We start from the raw sequence: 14,301 nt of genomic DNA on the forward strand, positions 1-14,301 counted from the left end.
AAAATGTAAGGAGCAAGATGCTCCCACTCCAGTAATATCAATCAATTGAGAAATACCATCATTAAAAATGTAGGGAGCAAGATGCTCCCACTCCAGTAATATCAATCAATTGAGAAATACCATCATTAAAAATGTAGGGAGCAAGATGCTCCCACTCCAGTAATATCAATCAATTGAGTGCGGGCATCTTGCCCGCTAGTTTAACTCCAGTAATATCAATTAATTGAGTGCGGGCATCTTGCCCGCTAGTTTAACCCATTTTCATGTCCGCTTGCGGAAACCGGATTTGATATCAAGTAGTGCGATAGGTTTTCGGGAGGGCAAGCCTAAAGCTAGGGTGTAGCGTTCTATGATGCTACTTAAACAGTCCGCTTCCGAGTTGTTTAATGGCGGCTCCGGCTACTTCTGCATAGCTGAGTTGTCCACAGAGGATCTTACTCATGATTTTACTGGCGGCTGGTCGCTTTACGCCGACTCGATAACTGACTTTGGGCAGTTTGTAAAAAACGCCACTAATGCGGGCAGCCCATTTCATGTCTGCACCCCAGACTTCGGAAAGGGTTTGGGTATAGGTTTCTAGAGCATTGCTATTGCCACCGATCGCCCGATCGATCGCTTCTGCTGCTTTGACTCCGCTAAAAATGGAGGGACGGATGCCTTCCCCAGAAAGGGGATCGACAATTTGGGCGGCTTCCCCAGCAACCAGGGCGTTTTGGGTATGCAAAGTGCGATCGCCGTCCCATAAGCGCACCGAATACTCGTGGTACTCTGCGGTTCCCCCCTCAAGTCCACTCGATTGCCGATAGCTCTCTAGAGTCTCTTGCAGCTTTTTAGCATCTCCTCCCTGGAAGGTAGTGGCGCTGATGGCATAGCCATCACTCTGGGGAAAGTTCCAAATAAAACCATTTTTGAGAGTCCCAAAATCAAAATGTAGGGGGTGCTTTTCCTCCATGGGTAACCCAGAGATCTGTAAAATACCCGCCAGTTTTTCTTTACCCTGTTTGATTTTCAGCCATTTAGCCATCGGCCCTTTTGCTCCATCAGCAGCGATCAGATAGCGGCCTTCGATCGCCCCTTTCGGGGTTTTTAGCTCCCAGCGATCGCTTTTCCACTCAATTCCCGTTACCGGAGTTTCATCCTTGAGGGTTGCCCCTTGATCTTGAGCCTGTTGTACCAAAAATTGATCGAAGCTATCCCGACGCACGATCAGCATCTGTTGCTCTTGTAGCTTCACTTTCACCGGATCGTCAAGTTGCCAGGTGTAGCGCAGTTGATTGACCTTCAAACTCACCACCGGATCGAGATCAAAATCAAAATATTCGGCGATCGCTGGAGACACTCCCCCACCACAGGGTTTATACCGAGGAAATGCTGCCTGTTCCACAATCACCACAGAACGGCCCTGTTTAGCCAAATGATAAGCCGCCGTTGCCCCAGCCGGCCCTGCTCCCACAATCATGCAATCAAACATAGGATAACTTTCTTCCAGATTTTGACAACTGTACGATAACACTGATTAACACGCTTTTTTTGGTGCATTCCGGCAATTTCTGCTGGGTTCCTGGGGGCTTTTCTGAATGTTTTCCTTGCTTTTTCGGTAATGAATTTTAATTTTTATTAAAAAATAAGTACGATCACTGAACTCAAAATCCACCCTGGGGGATTAGGATCGAAATTAAAGATAGCTTCATGAAAACTTCATAAAGCCTATCGTAGTCTTACGCGATTTTGACTCAAAGGAGAAACCAATCATGACTTGGAATGTGTGCCTTGAATATGCCAATGGAAATCAAACCATACTCAAAACCTATCGCCATCGAGAAACGGCCCTCAAACATATTGATTTTATCTATGCTACCTATGGCTATCCCATGCATGTAGCCTATACCGTGCGTCCTAGCCAGACCCAGCCGACTTTAAACTTAGCAGTTCCCGCTTAACCCTAGAGGTAAGCGGGTAAAAAGAGACCTCAGACTTAGACGAAAGTCTTAAACTGTGGTAATATCCTGTTCTTTTTCAGCTAACAGATCGTCAATTTTCTGAATATACTTATCCGTCAGCTTTTGAATCTCATCTTGCAAACTCCGAGATTCATCCTCAGTCAAGTCACCATTTTTCTCTTTCTTGCGAGTATCATCAATTCCTTGACGACGATTATTGCGCACCGAAACGCGACCCTCTTCCGCCAACTTGGCCACTTGTTTGACCAACTCTTTACGGCGTTCCTCAGTTAACGGGGGAATATTCAAGCGAATCAACTGACCATCATTACTAGGAGTTAATCCCACATCCGATAGAGAAATGGCCTTTTCAATCTGACTTAACGATCCTTTATCGTAGGGTTGAATCATAATGGTACTGGCATCCGGGGTACTGATATTCGCCAGAGATTTGAGAGGAGTGGGCGTACCATAATATTCCACCATCACCCGGTCTAGGAGCGCACTATTAGCCCGTCCAGTCCGAATCGTATTAAAAGAATGGCGAGTAGACTCAACAGCCTTCTGCATGAGATCTTCAATATCACTTAATTTCACAGGAACCTCCTACAACTGTTCCAACTGACTCTCCCATGACGGCGCGACGAATATTGCCCTTCACCGACAGGTCAAAGACCAAAATGGGAATATCATTATCTTTACACAAAGCGATCGCCGTACTATCCATTACTTGCAATTCTTGAGCCAACACATGCTGATAGGTCAAGCTTTCATAGCGTTTGGCTTCTGGATTGGTTTTAGGGTCGCTATCATAAACCCCATCCACCTTAGTCGCCTTAAAAATCACGTCCGCATTAATTTCAGCAGCCCTTAACGCAGCCGTGGTATCGGTGGTAAAAAACGGATTCCCCGAACCCGCGCCAAAAATCACCACCCGTCCCTTTTCCAAGTGACGCATGGCTCGACGACGAATATAGGGTTCTGCCACTTCCTGCATGGCGATCGCCGTTTGTACCCGCGTCGGCACATCGATTTGTTCTAAGGCATCTTGTAAGGTCATGGCATTCATCACCGTTGCAATCATGCCAATATAGTCGGCTGTTGCCCGATCCATGCCAGCAGCAGCCCCTTTCACACCCCGGAAAATATTCCCTCCACCGACAACAATGGCTGCTTGTATGCCACCCTCTACCACTTCCGCCACTTGTTCGGCAATATTATGCACGATCGCGGGATCGATTCCATAGGCCAGGTTTCCCATTAAGGCCTCACCACTCAGTTTAAGTAATATGCGCTGATAACCTGTCCCCATGCCCAGACTCTGTAATCTCCAGATCGATTGTTAAGTACGAATTGCTCTCACCTACGATAGCAGATGATGACAATCTTCCCGAAGCGTTTTTTTCAGGGACTAGGTCTTGACTCAGGAGCGCCATTGAATGGGAGTACCCACTAAAGATTCCGGAATCGGATAAGTTACCTCTTCTCCTTGCAGGATTTGGGCGATCGCCCCCCGGATATCTTCAATCCACTGCTCTACTGCCCTCTCCTCCTCAGTCATCCCCCGGCGATAACACAATTTCCCCTCATGATTGAGCAAAAACGCTTCCGGAGTCTGGGTTACCCCAAAACACTGAGCCACATCTTGGCTAAGATATATAATAATTTTGAAAATAATCGAAACAAGCGAGGATCTATGTTAAGTGTAAAAAAACAGATTATCACTGACGAGGCAATGCAGCCAGTTGCCGTGTTAATCGATTATCAAGACTGGCAGAAAATTGAGAAGCTATTGGAGAATTCTGAAGAGTTGGGAAAAGAAGAATTCAATATAGCAAAATATGCTGGTGCAATTCAATTGAGAAAAGACCCTTTAGAATACCAGAAGGAAATAAGGGGCGAATGGTAGTGGCAGAACTGCTGATTTTGTTAGATACTAATGTGGTATTGTACTACTTAGGCAATCGTTTAAGAGACCCCTTACCTATGGGAAAATATTTGGTGTCTGTAATTACGGAGATAGAACTTTTATCTTATCCAAACCTGAGTGAAAGTGAAGAATTTATCGTTAGAGATTTTTTAAATAACATTACAAACGAAGCGATCGCTTCCATGAACGGGTAATTGATCCCGATCAACTGATTTAATGTCCTGGGTTCTCCAATGAACGAAAGAAGCCCAATCTAACTATTAAAGTGAGTTGGGCTTAAAATATTGCCAAACAAAAGGCGATAGCTATTTCCCTTTAAGCCTGCCATTAATCGCAGCTTCATTTTGACTCAGGAGCGCCATTGAATGGGAGTACCCACTAAAGATTCCGGAATCGGATAAGTCACCTCTTCTCCTTGCAGGATTTGGGCGATCGCCCCCCGGATATCTTCAATCCACTGCTCTACTGCCCTCTCCTGCTCAGTCATCCCCCGGCGATAACACAATTTCCCCTCATGATTGAGCAAAAACGCTTCCGGAGTCTGGGTTACCCCAAAACACTGAGCCACATCTTGAGTCACATCCCGCACATAGGGAAAATTAAGCTGATGCTCTTGGGCAAACTCTTTCATTTGCTCAAAACTCTCCCCTGAATTCTCAGAACCCTGATTCGCATTCATTCCTACCAAAGTCACCCCTTGGGTTTCCACCTCCTGCTGAAGTTGCTTCAAAGCCTCAAGAAGCTCGGCGACATACGGGCATTGGTTACCCATAAACACTACACCAATGACCTGATGCTGTTCCATATAGCGGGCCAGATGATGCACTCGATCGTCCACACCTGGCACTTCAAAATCTGGGGCATAGCTACCGATGGGAGTCCCCATACCTTCCATGACAACCATCACTGAAAACCTGTATAAATCACTATCTCAACAACTTAACAACAAACCCTCATCTCTGTAAACTAGAGGTTTCTGGGATTAAGCTTAGTTGTATGGTTACCGTTCGGAAACGTAAATTTTGATATGACTTCCTATCGTTTGGTTCTTGTAACAGCCCCTTCTGAAGAAGAAGCAAAGCAGATCGCCTTGTCTTTGGTAGAATCCCAGCTTGCTGCTTCCGTGAGCATCACCCCCGTCTTTTCCACCTACACTTGGCTGGGCAAACTTGAACGACACAACGAGTGGCAACTGATGATTAGAACGAAATTAAACCGGTTTGAAACTCTAGAAGCTAAGGTTCGAGAACTCCACAGTTATGAAGTCCCCGAAATCATTGCCATACCTATCGTTGCCGGTTCTCAACCCTTCTTAGATTGGATCGATGAACATTTACCCTAGCCCATTCATTTCATATTTTCACACTTGCATCAGTAATGACTCAGGGTTACCATCAGCTCACTCACAGCATTAACGGCAGGATCGTATCGAGTTAAATTGAGAGGTTAACCGTATTTTAAGAGAGCAATTAAGGTTGTTTCTTAGTCCTCGATTCAGATAACTTGGGTAAAATAGTTTTATAAATTTCTGTCGCCGCTAATCGATTACCAGCAATGTTCCAATGACTATCATTTGGACGATACAGGCGCGTGGTTTGGGACGTGGTTTGAAACGGTTCTAATAAATCCAGATAATTAATATTCAGCGAGGATAGTTTTTCCGCCATTAGCCGATTGGGTAAGGCAAAATCAAATTCTTCTGGCTGCATATCTAGTCCCGCAACTACCTGATTTTGTAACTCCATATTTACTTGTACTTCATCAGGAATGATGACCACTAAAAATTCGATGTTTTCCCGTTTTGCTATCTCATTTATTCGATCAATAAACTGCATGGCATAGTCAAAAGTTTGACCAAATCCAGGGTTATTTTTCATGAAAATCTTACTGCGGCGCATCTCCATCTTCAGATAATTTTCATCCGTGAAAACCTTCATGTCATCCTCGTAAACCATATTCTCTGGGAGTTCAAACTGGCCTTCATAACTTTTTTGCAGATCCCAGAGGAACTTAACAAAGGAGGCAACATAGGAATAGGTGTACAGGGGTTGGGATAGATTTCGATCTTGGCTATCTAAGAAATCATTGCCTAGGAAAAAGGAAAGAATAATCATATCGGGATTATAATTTAGTCCCTCATTAACCAAGAGCGCTAGATAATCTTTAGGGTTCAGATTTGGAATGCCAAAATTATACAGTTCTACCGATTGATGGTGTGCTTGCAGTTGTTCTTCAACCAGCGTGTAATAATTTTCTTCATAGGGGACAACACCAAATGCAAAAGAATCTCCGATGCCAATAATTCTATATATTCCTGCGGCTTTTTTAGTTTCAAATTCTAAATCCTTATATCCTTGGGAGTTTAAGGTAAAGTCATAATGTTTAGAAAAGGGTTTGCCACGAAAACGACCATAGGATTTATCATAAAATATAAATGAAGAATTGATAGAATTATAAACTCTAAATCCAATCTCAGTGAAGATAAATGAAATGACCGTAATAATCAAGAATTGTTTCAATAATTGCTGAAAGGTCTTTAGGTGGGGCATAGTGGTATAAACGAGCCTAGAATTGCATAAAACTAAGACTCAGTTTACCCTATTGTCTTCTGAGTATGGTGTTGGGGTGCTTCGGGGATAATCCCTAGGCTTGGGTCTAGGATTAAGAAAATAGTTTAATATCATACTTTCTATTTTTTTGTCAAGCCTGATTCTTTAGGAAAAGATGCCTCCGTGTGATACACATCACGGTGACTTTGGAGGAGTCTCACAGAAGCTAGGGTTGGTTTCGATTATTTTAGTCTTATAGATTCAGAGCTGGCGGTCAAGGTCAACCCGTCCAACTATTGGATATCAGAGATCTCAATCGCTAGGACTGGAGATTCTAGCTCATTTGGTCATTTCTTAAAAAATTAACTTTAATACGATCATGTTTCAACCAAATACCATATCTTCTGGTTTCAATATTGCCGAATTGGTGTTTCAGGTTTGCCATACAGGGGAATTGACCTCTGATAACCGCAAACAACTGCAATCGGTATTGTTGCAACACTCGATTAGTGAAGAGGAGCGATCGGCGATCGATCGCCTGATCTATGCGACTCGTCGGGGATGGTTGAGGATTGCTAACTAGAGCCGTCTGAATTTGGGGTATGATTGAAGCCCATAGCTGGCTATTATCCCTTTCCCCATTCTTATGAACATTCGGATCGGTAACGGTTACGATATCCATCAGCTCGGCCCAGACCGCCCCTTAATTTTAGGAGGGGTGAATATTCCCCATGAACTGGGATTAGTCGGCCATAGTGATGCCGATGTGCTGACCCATGCCATTATGGATGCCATGCTCGGAGCCTTAAGCTTAGGAGACATTGGCCATTATTTTCCCCCCAGCGACCCCCAATGGAAGGGAGCAGATAGCCTCAAACTCCTCCATGAGGTGAATGGTTTACTGCTGGATCGGGGTTGGCAAGTGGTGAATATTGATTCTGTAGTGGTAGCCGAGCGCCCCAAACTGAAGCCCCATTTATCGGCAATGGGCGATCGCCTCTCGACCATCTTAAACCTACCCCGCGATCGAGTGAGCATTAAAGCCACCACCAACGAGAAACTCGGCCCAGTCGGTCGAGAAGAAGCGATCGCCGCCTATGCGGTCACCCTTCTGCAACAAACTTAACCTAAGCCCACTTAACGCTTACGCCCTCTTAACTGGGTTCCTAAACCGATTAATCCCACACCGACTAAGCCCAGAAGAGCAGAGGGTTCAGGAACCTGAGACGGACTCTCATATGCGGGGGGAGTGAGAACGGGTTCGGGTTCTGGAGTGGGAGCCGGTGGTGCTGGTGCAGCAAACACATCATTGAGTCCAGCCACATAAGTAATATCAGCATCGAGTTTACTGGTTATATCGAAACCACTCCCTCCAGCATAGGTCAAAGCAGTATTAGCGCCACCGAGAAATCCTTGACCCTCACTCCCCGTCACTAAATCATTGGGAGCGAGATTGCGAATACGAATGGAATCAATGGCATCCCCTTCAGCTAAACCGAATAAACTTAAATCAAATACGGTGGCAAATACTTCATAGGTTTGAGAGAAATGATCGCTAAACTGGTAGAGATACTCGCTAAAATCCGTTTCTCCAGCTTTGCGAACCGAAACAGCAAAGGCTTCCGGCTCTCCGACTCCCCCATTTTCATATACAACTAGGTCATGGCCAGCTTCATTGGCTAGGAGGTTACCGCCCCAATCCAACTCAATAATACCAATATTCCCATTTTGTCCCAAATCGACGAAAGTTCCCGATCCTTTTCCGAGAATTCCACCCACGGTTTGGCTACTGTCCAAAACGCTACTCAAGCCTGAACCCCAAGAGTTGAGAGTTCCATCTATTATCGACCCCCCGGTTACGGCGTTGCTTTCATCCCAGGTCAAGCTAGTGGGTGAACCATCCCATTTCACACCGCTTAAGGTAGCGGCATGGGCAGATTCAGACGGGGTAGCGGTCAATGCTGTTAGTATCAGACCTAAACTTAGGGGAGATGCTACCCCAACGGATAGATGACGTTTATTCATAATGATTCCGTGAAACTTCTGGTTAAGGAATAGAGATTTTTAGAGATCTACAGAGATCTACAGAGATCTACAAGGTTCTACCCTATGATTCCGTACTTTTCCGGATATTGGCAACCCCAAAATCAAGTTTGGGTAAACATCTGCGTATCCCTTAAACCACTAAGCAAGTTTGTCTGATCTCACGGGATTCCTGCTTTACATACCCTTCCATGGTTGCCCGTTGTAATCTCCAGAAGGCCTGAAGGTCTTCTAAACCGTAGGGTTTCACCATCAGTGCCCGTAGACGCTCCTCATCGGCCAAGCTCAGATATCCGGTAGAGAGCGCTTGTTGAACAACTTCGCGAATCATAATGTGGATCTCCCAAATGATGAACTGCACCATTGCTATCGTCGTGGCCGGCGATCCTATGCATTTCTCCAAGCCCGTCAAGCACTGATGTTGTGGAAGATGTGATGGAAAAATGTATAGATCTTAAAGCTTTTATGCTTATATCTTAATAACAGCACATTCTGGCACTTTTTCGGATAAAAATCTAGTATTTTCTCTGATTTTTTATGTTTTCTTAAGATTTTCCTTGGGGGTAAATACGGAAAATATTGAGTTTAGCGGTCTAAGGGGGTTGAACTGTCATGCCATTGGCCTAAGATCAGGTTTGATAAACGGTTTAAAGAAACAAAAATTAAAATTCCCAAGAGACTGATCAGTAGTAAGGCGGCAAACATACGTGGAATTTCTAAATTGTAGCTGGCGATGAGGATTTGGTAGGCTAATCCAGAATTCATGCCTCCTGTACCGGCGACGATTTCGGCAACAACAGCGCCAATTAAGGCTAATCCACCACTAATGCGTAATCCGGCGAAGAAATAGGGTAAGGCACTTGGTAGTCTGAGATACAGCAGGGTTTGCCATCGAGATGCTTGATAAAGTTTGAAGAGGTCTTTTAGATTTGGATCGAGGCTATTGAGGCCAAAGGTGGTATTAGAAACGATGGGAAAAAAGGCGATAATCCAAGCACAGATGACTAGGGCGGCAAAGGTGTTATTACGCATCCAAATAATGATTAGGGGGGCGATCGCCGCCATGGGAATGGTTTGTAGTATGATTGCGTAGGGATACAGACTTTTTTCAATCCACTTACTTTGCGCCATAATCATGGCTAGGAATAATCCAGAAACCATGGCCACCAGAAAGGCAACAAGAGTAATTTTGAAGGTGACTAGCATGGCTGGCAACAGAACTGACCCATCTTGAATTAAGGTTTGTAATATCAGAATTGGCCCCGGTAGGATATAGCTAGGGGTATGGGTGAGGGAGACAGAGACCTCCCAAACCGAGAGTACCAGTATTCCCAGAGCTACGGGAGCTAGGGTTTCTAAGGAAAACAAACGGCGCAATTGTGGCATGATCTAATGAGGAGTAATGGCTTGGGATAGGGCAGTGGCGACTTGTTGGTAATATTCAGTATAGGCGATCGCACCCCGAAAACTGGAGTCACGGGGATAGGGTTCGTTAATGGGAATTTCGGCCACAATGCGTCCGGGAGCAGTTCCCATCACCACCACACGATGGGATAAATAAACTGCTTCATAGATATTGTGGGTGACAAACACAATGGTCCAGCGTTTTTGGCTCCACAAATTCAACAGTTCATCATTTAACTGGGTGCGGGTAATATCATCTAAGGCTCCAAACGGCTCATCCATTAATAGGACTTGGGGAGTATTGACGAGCGCTCTGGCAATGGAAACGCGCATTTTCATCCCCCCTGAAAGTTGTCGGGGATAGGACGTAGAGACTTGTTCTAATTGCACCAATTCCAGGGCTTCTTGAATCCTATCCTGGGCGCTTTTGCGAGAAACACCGGCCAGTTTTAGCGGTAAGTAAACATTCTCCCAAACCGTGGCCCAAGGCATTAAAGCCGCGTCTTGAAAGACAAATGCGAGTTGGTTACTCTGGCTAGAATTGTGCCAGTTGAGTGTGCCAGAACTGAGGGAAGTCAAGCCAGAAATCAGCCGCAGCAGGGTACTTTTGCCACATCCAGACGGCCCGACGAGGCTGAGAATCTCTGAGGGGTAGATTTTGAGAGTGAGATCGGCGATCGCCAGATTCTGTCTATCGAAACGCTTACTAACATTCTCTAGAGTAGCGATCGGTTGGTCAATATCCATAAACGTACAGCGTTTGGCTTGCTTAATGAGGTACAAGGAAATAAGATCGCCCAACCCCCCTTAAAAAAGCAGGGCAATAAAAGTCCCCCTTTTGTGAATTATGAATTGTTCTAATCGATTAACCGTAGCAGTTGCTCTTGATACTCAATTTCTCCCACCACGCGACGCATGGGTTGGGGCCAAACCCTGAGTAGGGTGGGAGTGGCTAAGACCTGATCCTGTTCAGCGCGATCGGGATGTTTGAGAATATCAATCACTTTCAGGGTGTAGGGTTGGGAAAGGCTTTTTTCTAGAAACGAATGAACTTTGTGTAATAGTCCCTCTGTACTATTGTGATTTCCAGAGACAAATAAGCGAAAAATATAACCATGGGGGTTGAATTCTTCCAGGGATAAGCCCGGTTGAGTCTCTTCTACGGAGCGGTTGTGGACTTGCACCACCCAATCATGATCTTCCCAGAGTTGGGGAAATTGATCGTAGTAGGAGGCGATCGCCACCGGATCGCATAATTCGGGGGCAACAGATACGGGTTGCCATTGGGCTTCAATGCCAAATAGGGCATTTAAAAGCGGTGCATAACGCCACACCAGGGGATACGCTTCAGCCACACAATGGGTTTGCTGAGTGTGAGGATCGATCCACCGATCTAAAGTTGCCGTATAACAAGGGACTAAAAAATGAGGGGGGGCACAAAGATCCAAAAGCGTTTGCAATTTAGCGCATAGATCGATATGCCATCGACTCTGTTTACTCGGATCGATGCAGTAAACAATATCCCCCCCAGGAGTAAATAAGGCGATCGCCTTCAATGACTCAGACAAAACCATTAGCTTTGGTCTAATCTAGATCCGACCTCGGAGGAATTGAGCCATTTCATTCGGCGTTGGCGATTTCTCTAGGGCCGTTTCTTCCGTGATTCGACCCTCTTGATAGAGATTATACAGAGCCTTATTCATGGTCGTCATCCCTTCAAACTCTGACCGGAGCATGATTTGGGTAATCGCCTCCAGATCATTTTTGATCACATATTCCTTCACCGCATCCGTCGCGATCATAATGTCATGGAATGCCGCCCGCTTACCATCCGTGGTCTTACAAAGCCCTTGAGCAATAATCGCAACTAAAGACTCCGACAAAGACACCCGCAAGGCTGGCTGTTCTGCCGGAGGAAACATCCCCATAATCCGCTCAATGGTTTTAACTGCACTATTGGTGTGCAAGGTTCCCATGACCAAGTGACCGGTAGAAGCCGCTTTCAGAGCAATACCCATGGTTTCCTTGTCCCGAATTTCCCCCACCAGCATCAAATCGGGGTCTTCCCGCAGAGCCGCTTTCAGGGCATTCTGAAATTGGCGGGTATGGCGGCCAACTTCCCGGTGTTTCACCAGGGATTTGTGACTCACATGGACAAATTCCACCGGGTCTTCAATGGTGATAATATGATAGGCCATGTTTTTATTGATATAGTCAATCATGGCCGCCATGGTGGTCGATTTCCCGGAACCTGTGGGCCCCGTCACCAGAATCAGTCCTTTGTGATAGTGACAGATATCCTTGAATACTTCTGGGGATTTCAACTGTTCCATCGTCAAAATATTCGAGGGAATCAAGCGCAACACCATGGCTGGGCCAGCCAAGGAATCAAACACATTAATCCGAATTCGCACAAAGCCAAAATCAAACGCACCGTCAAAATCCAGGTGGTCTTGGAATTGGCGAATTTCTTCATCCGTCATACATTCGCGCAACCAGCTCATGAATGTATTCAGGTCAGTTTTGGGATATTCCAGACCAGTAATCTCGCCCCGTTTGCGAAAGCGGGGAAGCTCATTAACTCCTAAGTGAAGGTCAGATACCCCTTCTTCATCGGCCCGTTTGACTAATTCTTCGAGGGTGGGATTGCCCGGACTTGGCCCGGATTTAGACGCTGATCGCTTGGCGGCTTTGGGGGCTGCTCCTGGAGGGGGAGCGGCCTTAGCCTTCGCTGTCTTTGCGGCCTGAGGATTCATGGGCATGGTTCTGGCCGGCATTTGTTGGGTCGCTCCATCCGCACTGGCCGTCGCACGAGGGGGAGGAGCTGGGGGACGAGGGGGAGGAGAGGGGGGTTTTTTCTGGGGGGATTGGGTCATAACCAAGTCCTGTTGAATACATCAGAAGTTATAGAGCTTTGGGCATCGGCGATCGATGCATCAAAGGATCAAAAAAAAGATCAAAAGATTTTAAGGTGTAAGATGGCATCCAAGGGGTTGTGGCCTGAAGAACTGTTGCACTTATTGTACTCTTTATTTTCAGGTTTAACGCCCTCATGGGTCAATGGCCCAAACTGCTGGATGGGTGTGTCATCTTACCTAACTGGATCAGGGAGACCAGCCAATTTTTATTTTACTCCTTTTTTTTTGTTTGTGTTTGTATAAAATATGTCTAAAATTTGGCGAATTGGGATTATTGTCGGGACTCGTCCAGAGGCGATTAAGTTAGCGCCTGCGATCGCGCAGTTTCGATCGGCTCCAGAGTTTGAGACTCAAGTGATTTTAACCGGTCAACATCAAGAGATGGTGTCCCAAGTGATGGAATTGTTTGGGCTAGAGGCTGACCATAATTTGGAGATTATGCAGCCGAAACAGACGCTTACAGATATTACTTGTCGCAGTTTGCAGGGCCTAGAGGCTCTGTTTGGGCAGTTGGGGTTAGATTTAGTAATGGTACAGGGGGATACGACCACAGCATTTTCGGCGACCTTAGCGGCATTCTATCAAAAAATCCCCGTTGCCCATGTGGAGGCTGGATTACGCACGGATCGGCTTTGGAATCCCTATCCAGAGGAGGCTAACCGACGGTTAATTTCCCAATTAGCGAGTTTACATTTTGCCCCCACAGCCTTAGCGGTGGAGAATTTACACCGCTCTGGAGTAGTGGGAGAGATTCATCAGACGGGAAATACGGTGATTGATGCGCTTTTGAAGGTGGCTGAATCTCAGAGTGGGTGTGAAATTGGGGGCTTGGACTGGTCTAACTATCGGGTGTTATTGGCAACGGTGCATCGGCGGGAAAATTGGGGAGAGCCATTAGAGGCGATCGCCGCCGGATTTCTGCAAATTTTAGCCCAATTTCCCGATACCGCCCTAGTTTTGCCCTTACATCGCAATCCCACGGTACGCGAACCTCTGCAACGAATGCTCGGCAACCACGATCGCATCTTTTTAACCGAACCCCTAGATTATGCCCAATTAGTCGGGGCGATCGCCGCCTGTCATTTCGTCTTAACCGACTCTGGAGGACTTCAGGAAGAAGCCCCCTCATTAGGCAAACCCGTCTTAGTGCTGAGGGAGACCACAGAACGCCCAGAGGCGATCGCCGCCGGAACCGCCCGCTTAGTCGGCACAGAATCCCACTCCATCTTCAACGCCGCCTCCGAACTCCTCACTCAACCCCACCTCTATCAGCGTATGGCAACCGCCATCAACCCCTTCGGAGATGGCCATGCATCAGAACGCATCCTAGAGCAAGTCAGAACCTTCCTAATACAACACTTTGCGGTGCGCCAGTAATACAGCGCTTCGCGCGGTAATGGGTAATGGGTAATGGGCAGAAGGGAAAACCATTTTTTACGCTATGCGTGCCCATTCTTCAGGCTTTTCATGGGACAACACTCTCAAGGAACATTTCGATTACTGTACCTCATAACATC

At 46.2% G+C, this 14,301-nt stretch carries 19 protein-coding genes; 7 read left to right on the forward strand and 12 right to left on the reverse strand.

The features are described from left to right. Positions 1 to 355 precede the first annotated feature (355 nt). Positions 356 to 1,471: a geranylgeranyl reductase family protein gene (locus PJF56_RS01155; protein WP_283760793.1), complete on the reverse strand. Its 1,116-nt coding sequence runs from the start codon at positions 1,469 to 1,471 to the stop codon at positions 356 to 358. A 280-nt stretch (positions 1,472 to 1,751) separates the two neighbouring features. Here PJF56_RS01155 and PJF56_RS01160 point away from each other — a divergent pair, with 280 nt between their 5' ends. Then, positions 1,752 to 1,940 carry a hypothetical protein gene (locus tag PJF56_RS01160; RefSeq protein WP_283760794.1) on the forward strand — a complete coding sequence of 63 codons (189 nt, stop codon included), beginning with the start codon at positions 1,752 to 1,754 and terminating at the stop codon, positions 1,938 to 1,940. Positions 1,941 to 1,988: 48 nt separating this feature from the next. On the opposite strand, the gene frr is transcribed toward PJF56_RS01160, so the two are convergent. The 3 genes from frr to PJF56_RS01175 form a co-directional block, all read right to left on the reverse strand. After that, on the reverse strand, positions 1,989 to 2,537 hold the full coding sequence (frr, locus tag PJF56_RS01165; RefSeq protein ID WP_283760795.1) for a ribosome recycling factor: 549 nt from the start codon (positions 2,535 to 2,537) through the stop codon (positions 1,989 to 1,991). Then, positions 2,524 to 3,252, reverse strand: a complete 729-nt coding sequence (gene pyrH, locus PJF56_RS01170; RefSeq protein WP_283760796.1) for a UMP kinase — start codon at positions 3,250 to 3,252, stop codon at positions 2,524 to 2,526. Before pyrH ends, frr begins: the two co-directional genes overlap by 14 nt. Before the next feature lie 111 nt (positions 3,253 to 3,363). After that, positions 3,364 to 3,582: a thioredoxin domain-containing protein gene (locus PJF56_RS01175; RefSeq protein ID WP_283760797.1), complete on the reverse strand. Its 219-nt coding sequence runs from the start codon at positions 3,580 to 3,582 to the stop codon at positions 3,364 to 3,366. Between the two features lie 54 nt (positions 3,583 to 3,636). On the opposite strand from PJF56_RS01175, the gene PJF56_RS01180 reads away from it, so the two are divergent. Next, positions 3,637 to 3,849 (forward strand): hypothetical protein, encoded by a 213-nt coding sequence (locus PJF56_RS01180; RefSeq protein ID WP_283760798.1) that lies wholly within the window; start codon positions 3,637 to 3,639, stop codon positions 3,847 to 3,849. Further along, complete coding sequence (locus tag PJF56_RS01185; RefSeq protein ID WP_283760799.1) at positions 3,849 to 4,064, forward strand: PIN domain-containing protein; 216 nt, start codon at positions 3,849 to 3,851, stop codon at positions 4,062 to 4,064. The genes PJF56_RS01180 and PJF56_RS01185 overlap by 1 nt, the downstream gene beginning before the upstream one ends. 155 nt (positions 4,065 to 4,219) lie before the next feature. Here PJF56_RS01185 and PJF56_RS01190 read toward each other — a convergent pair whose 3' ends face one another. Then, complete coding sequence (locus PJF56_RS01190) at positions 4,220 to 4,774, reverse strand: redoxin domain-containing protein (protein ID WP_283760800.1); 555 nt, start codon at positions 4,772 to 4,774, stop codon at positions 4,220 to 4,222. A gap of 123 nt (positions 4,775 to 4,897) precedes the next feature. Between PJF56_RS01190 and cutA the strand changes: the two genes are divergently transcribed. After that, entirely contained in the window at positions 4,898 to 5,212 is a 315-nt protein-coding gene (cutA, locus tag PJF56_RS01195) for a divalent-cation tolerance protein CutA (protein WP_283760801.1), read from the forward strand. Positions 5,213 to 5,339: 127 nt separating this feature from the next. Here the strand turns inward: cutA and PJF56_RS01200 are convergent, their stop codons facing one another. Further along, positions 5,340 to 6,377 carry an SGNH/GDSL hydrolase family protein gene (locus PJF56_RS01200; RefSeq protein ID WP_283760802.1) on the reverse strand — a complete coding sequence of 346 codons (1,038 nt, stop codon included), beginning with the start codon at positions 6,375 to 6,377 and terminating at the stop codon, positions 5,340 to 5,342. A gap of 421 nt (positions 6,378 to 6,798) precedes the next feature. On the opposite strand from PJF56_RS01200, the gene PJF56_RS01205 reads away from it, so the two are divergent. After that, positions 6,799 to 7,002 (forward strand): hypothetical protein, encoded by a 204-nt coding sequence (locus PJF56_RS01205; protein WP_283760803.1) that lies wholly within the window; start codon positions 6,799 to 6,801, stop codon positions 7,000 to 7,002. Between the two features lie 63 nt (positions 7,003 to 7,065). Continuing rightward, positions 7,066 to 7,545 carry a 2-C-methyl-D-erythritol 2,4-cyclodiphosphate synthase gene (gene ispF / locus PJF56_RS01210; RefSeq protein ID WP_283760804.1) on the forward strand — a complete coding sequence of 160 codons (480 nt, stop codon included), beginning with the start codon at positions 7,066 to 7,068 and terminating at the stop codon, positions 7,543 to 7,545. Positions 7,546 to 7,556: 11 nt separating this feature from the next. On the opposite strand, the gene PJF56_RS01215 is transcribed toward ispF, so the two are convergent. The 6 genes from PJF56_RS01215 to PJF56_RS01240 all read right to left on the reverse strand — a co-directional run bounded on the left by PJF56_RS01215 (position 7,557) and on the right by PJF56_RS01240 (position 12,742). Continuing rightward, the gene (locus PJF56_RS01215) at positions 7,557 to 8,444 is read right to left on the reverse strand and encodes a PEP-CTERM sorting domain-containing protein (protein ID WP_283760805.1); all 888 of its coding nucleotides are present in this window, start codon (positions 8,442 to 8,444) and stop codon (positions 7,557 to 7,559) included. 151 nt (positions 8,445 to 8,595) lie between these two features. Then, positions 8,596 to 8,793: a hypothetical protein gene (locus PJF56_RS01220; RefSeq protein ID WP_283760806.1), complete on the reverse strand. Its 198-nt coding sequence runs from the start codon at positions 8,791 to 8,793 to the stop codon at positions 8,596 to 8,598. A 254-nt stretch (positions 8,794 to 9,047) separates the two neighbouring features. Then, the gene (locus PJF56_RS01225; RefSeq protein ID WP_283760807.1) at positions 9,048 to 9,848 is read right to left on the reverse strand and encodes an ABC transporter permease; all 801 of its coding nucleotides are present in this window, start codon (positions 9,846 to 9,848) and stop codon (positions 9,048 to 9,050) included. 3 nt (positions 9,849 to 9,851) lie between these two features. Continuing rightward, the gene (locus PJF56_RS01230; protein WP_347179407.1) at positions 9,852 to 10,613 is read right to left on the reverse strand and encodes an ABC transporter ATP-binding protein; all 762 of its coding nucleotides are present in this window, start codon (positions 10,611 to 10,613) and stop codon (positions 9,852 to 9,854) included. 110 nt (positions 10,614 to 10,723) lie between these two features. Continuing rightward, complete coding sequence (locus PJF56_RS01235; protein ID WP_347179406.1) at positions 10,724 to 11,440, reverse strand: circadian clock KaiB family protein; 717 nt, start codon at positions 11,438 to 11,440, stop codon at positions 10,724 to 10,726. 15 nt (positions 11,441 to 11,455) lie between these two features. Continuing rightward, positions 11,456 to 12,742, reverse strand: a complete 1,287-nt coding sequence (locus PJF56_RS01240; protein ID WP_283760810.1) for a type IV pilus twitching motility protein PilT — start codon at positions 12,740 to 12,742, stop codon at positions 11,456 to 11,458. Positions 12,743 to 13,030: 288 nt separating this feature from the next. On the opposite strand from PJF56_RS01240, the gene wecB reads away from it, so the two are divergent. Continuing rightward, on the forward strand, positions 13,031 to 14,161 hold the full coding sequence (gene wecB, locus PJF56_RS01245) for a non-hydrolyzing UDP-N-acetylglucosamine 2-epimerase (protein WP_283760811.1): 1,131 nt from the start codon (positions 13,031 to 13,033) through the stop codon (positions 14,159 to 14,161). Positions 14,162 to 14,301: the final 140 nt, after the last annotated feature.

The organism is Roseofilum halophilum BLCC-M91, from assembly GCF_030068445.1.
GTDB classification, from domain to species: domain Bacteria; phylum Cyanobacteriota; class Cyanobacteriia; order Cyanobacteriales; family Desertifilaceae; genus Roseofilum; species Roseofilum halophilum.

Excerpts from the sequence above, each read along its gene's own strand:
- PJF56_RS01205 (WP_283760803.1), top strand. The coding sequence starts at position 6,799 with ATGTTTCAACCAAATACCATATCTTCTGGTTTCAATATTGCCGAATTG.
- PJF56_RS01225 (WP_283760807.1), bottom strand. The coding sequence starts at position 9,848 with ATGCCACAATTGCGCCGTTTGTTTTCCTTAGAAACCCTAGCTCCCGTA.
- PJF56_RS01155 (WP_283760793.1), bottom strand. The coding sequence starts at position 1,471 with ATGTTTGATTGCATGATTGTGGGAGCAGGGCCGGCTGGGGCAACGGCG.
- PJF56_RS01190 (WP_283760800.1), bottom strand. The coding sequence starts at position 4,774 with ATGGTTGTCATGGAAGGTATGGGGACTCCCATCGGTAGCTATGCCCCA.
- ispF (WP_283760804.1), top strand. The coding sequence starts at position 7,066 with ATGAACATTCGGATCGGTAACGGTTACGATATCCATCAGCTCGGCCCA.
- cutA (WP_283760801.1), top strand. The coding sequence starts at position 4,898 with ATGACTTCCTATCGTTTGGTTCTTGTAACAGCCCCTTCTGAAGAAGAA.
- pyrH (WP_283760796.1), bottom strand. The coding sequence starts at position 3,252 with ATGGGGACAGGTTATCAGCGCATATTACTTAAACTGAGTGGTGAGGCC.
- PJF56_RS01235 (WP_347179406.1), bottom strand. The coding sequence starts at position 11,440 with ATGGTTTTGTCTGAGTCATTGAAGGCGATCGCCTTATTTACTCCTGGG.
- PJF56_RS01230 (WP_347179407.1), bottom strand. The coding sequence starts at position 10,613 with ATGGATATTGACCAACCGATCGCTACTCTAGAGAATGTTAGTAAGCGT.
- PJF56_RS01180 (WP_283760798.1), top strand. The coding sequence starts at position 3,637 with ATGTTAAGTGTAAAAAAACAGATTATCACTGACGAGGCAATGCAGCCA.
- PJF56_RS01215 (WP_283760805.1), bottom strand. The coding sequence starts at position 8,444 with ATGAATAAACGTCATCTATCCGTTGGGGTAGCATCTCCCCTAAGTTTA.
- PJF56_RS01240 (WP_283760810.1), bottom strand. The coding sequence starts at position 12,742 with ATGACCCAATCCCCCCAGAAAAAACCCCCCTCTCCTCCCCCTCGTCCC.
- PJF56_RS01220 (WP_283760806.1), bottom strand. The coding sequence starts at position 8,793 with ATGATTCGCGAAGTTGTTCAACAAGCGCTCTCTACCGGATATCTGAGC.
- wecB (WP_283760811.1), top strand. The coding sequence starts at position 13,031 with ATGTCTAAAATTTGGCGAATTGGGATTATTGTCGGGACTCGTCCAGAG.
- PJF56_RS01160 (WP_283760794.1), top strand. The coding sequence starts at position 1,752 with ATGACTTGGAATGTGTGCCTTGAATATGCCAATGGAAATCAAACCATA.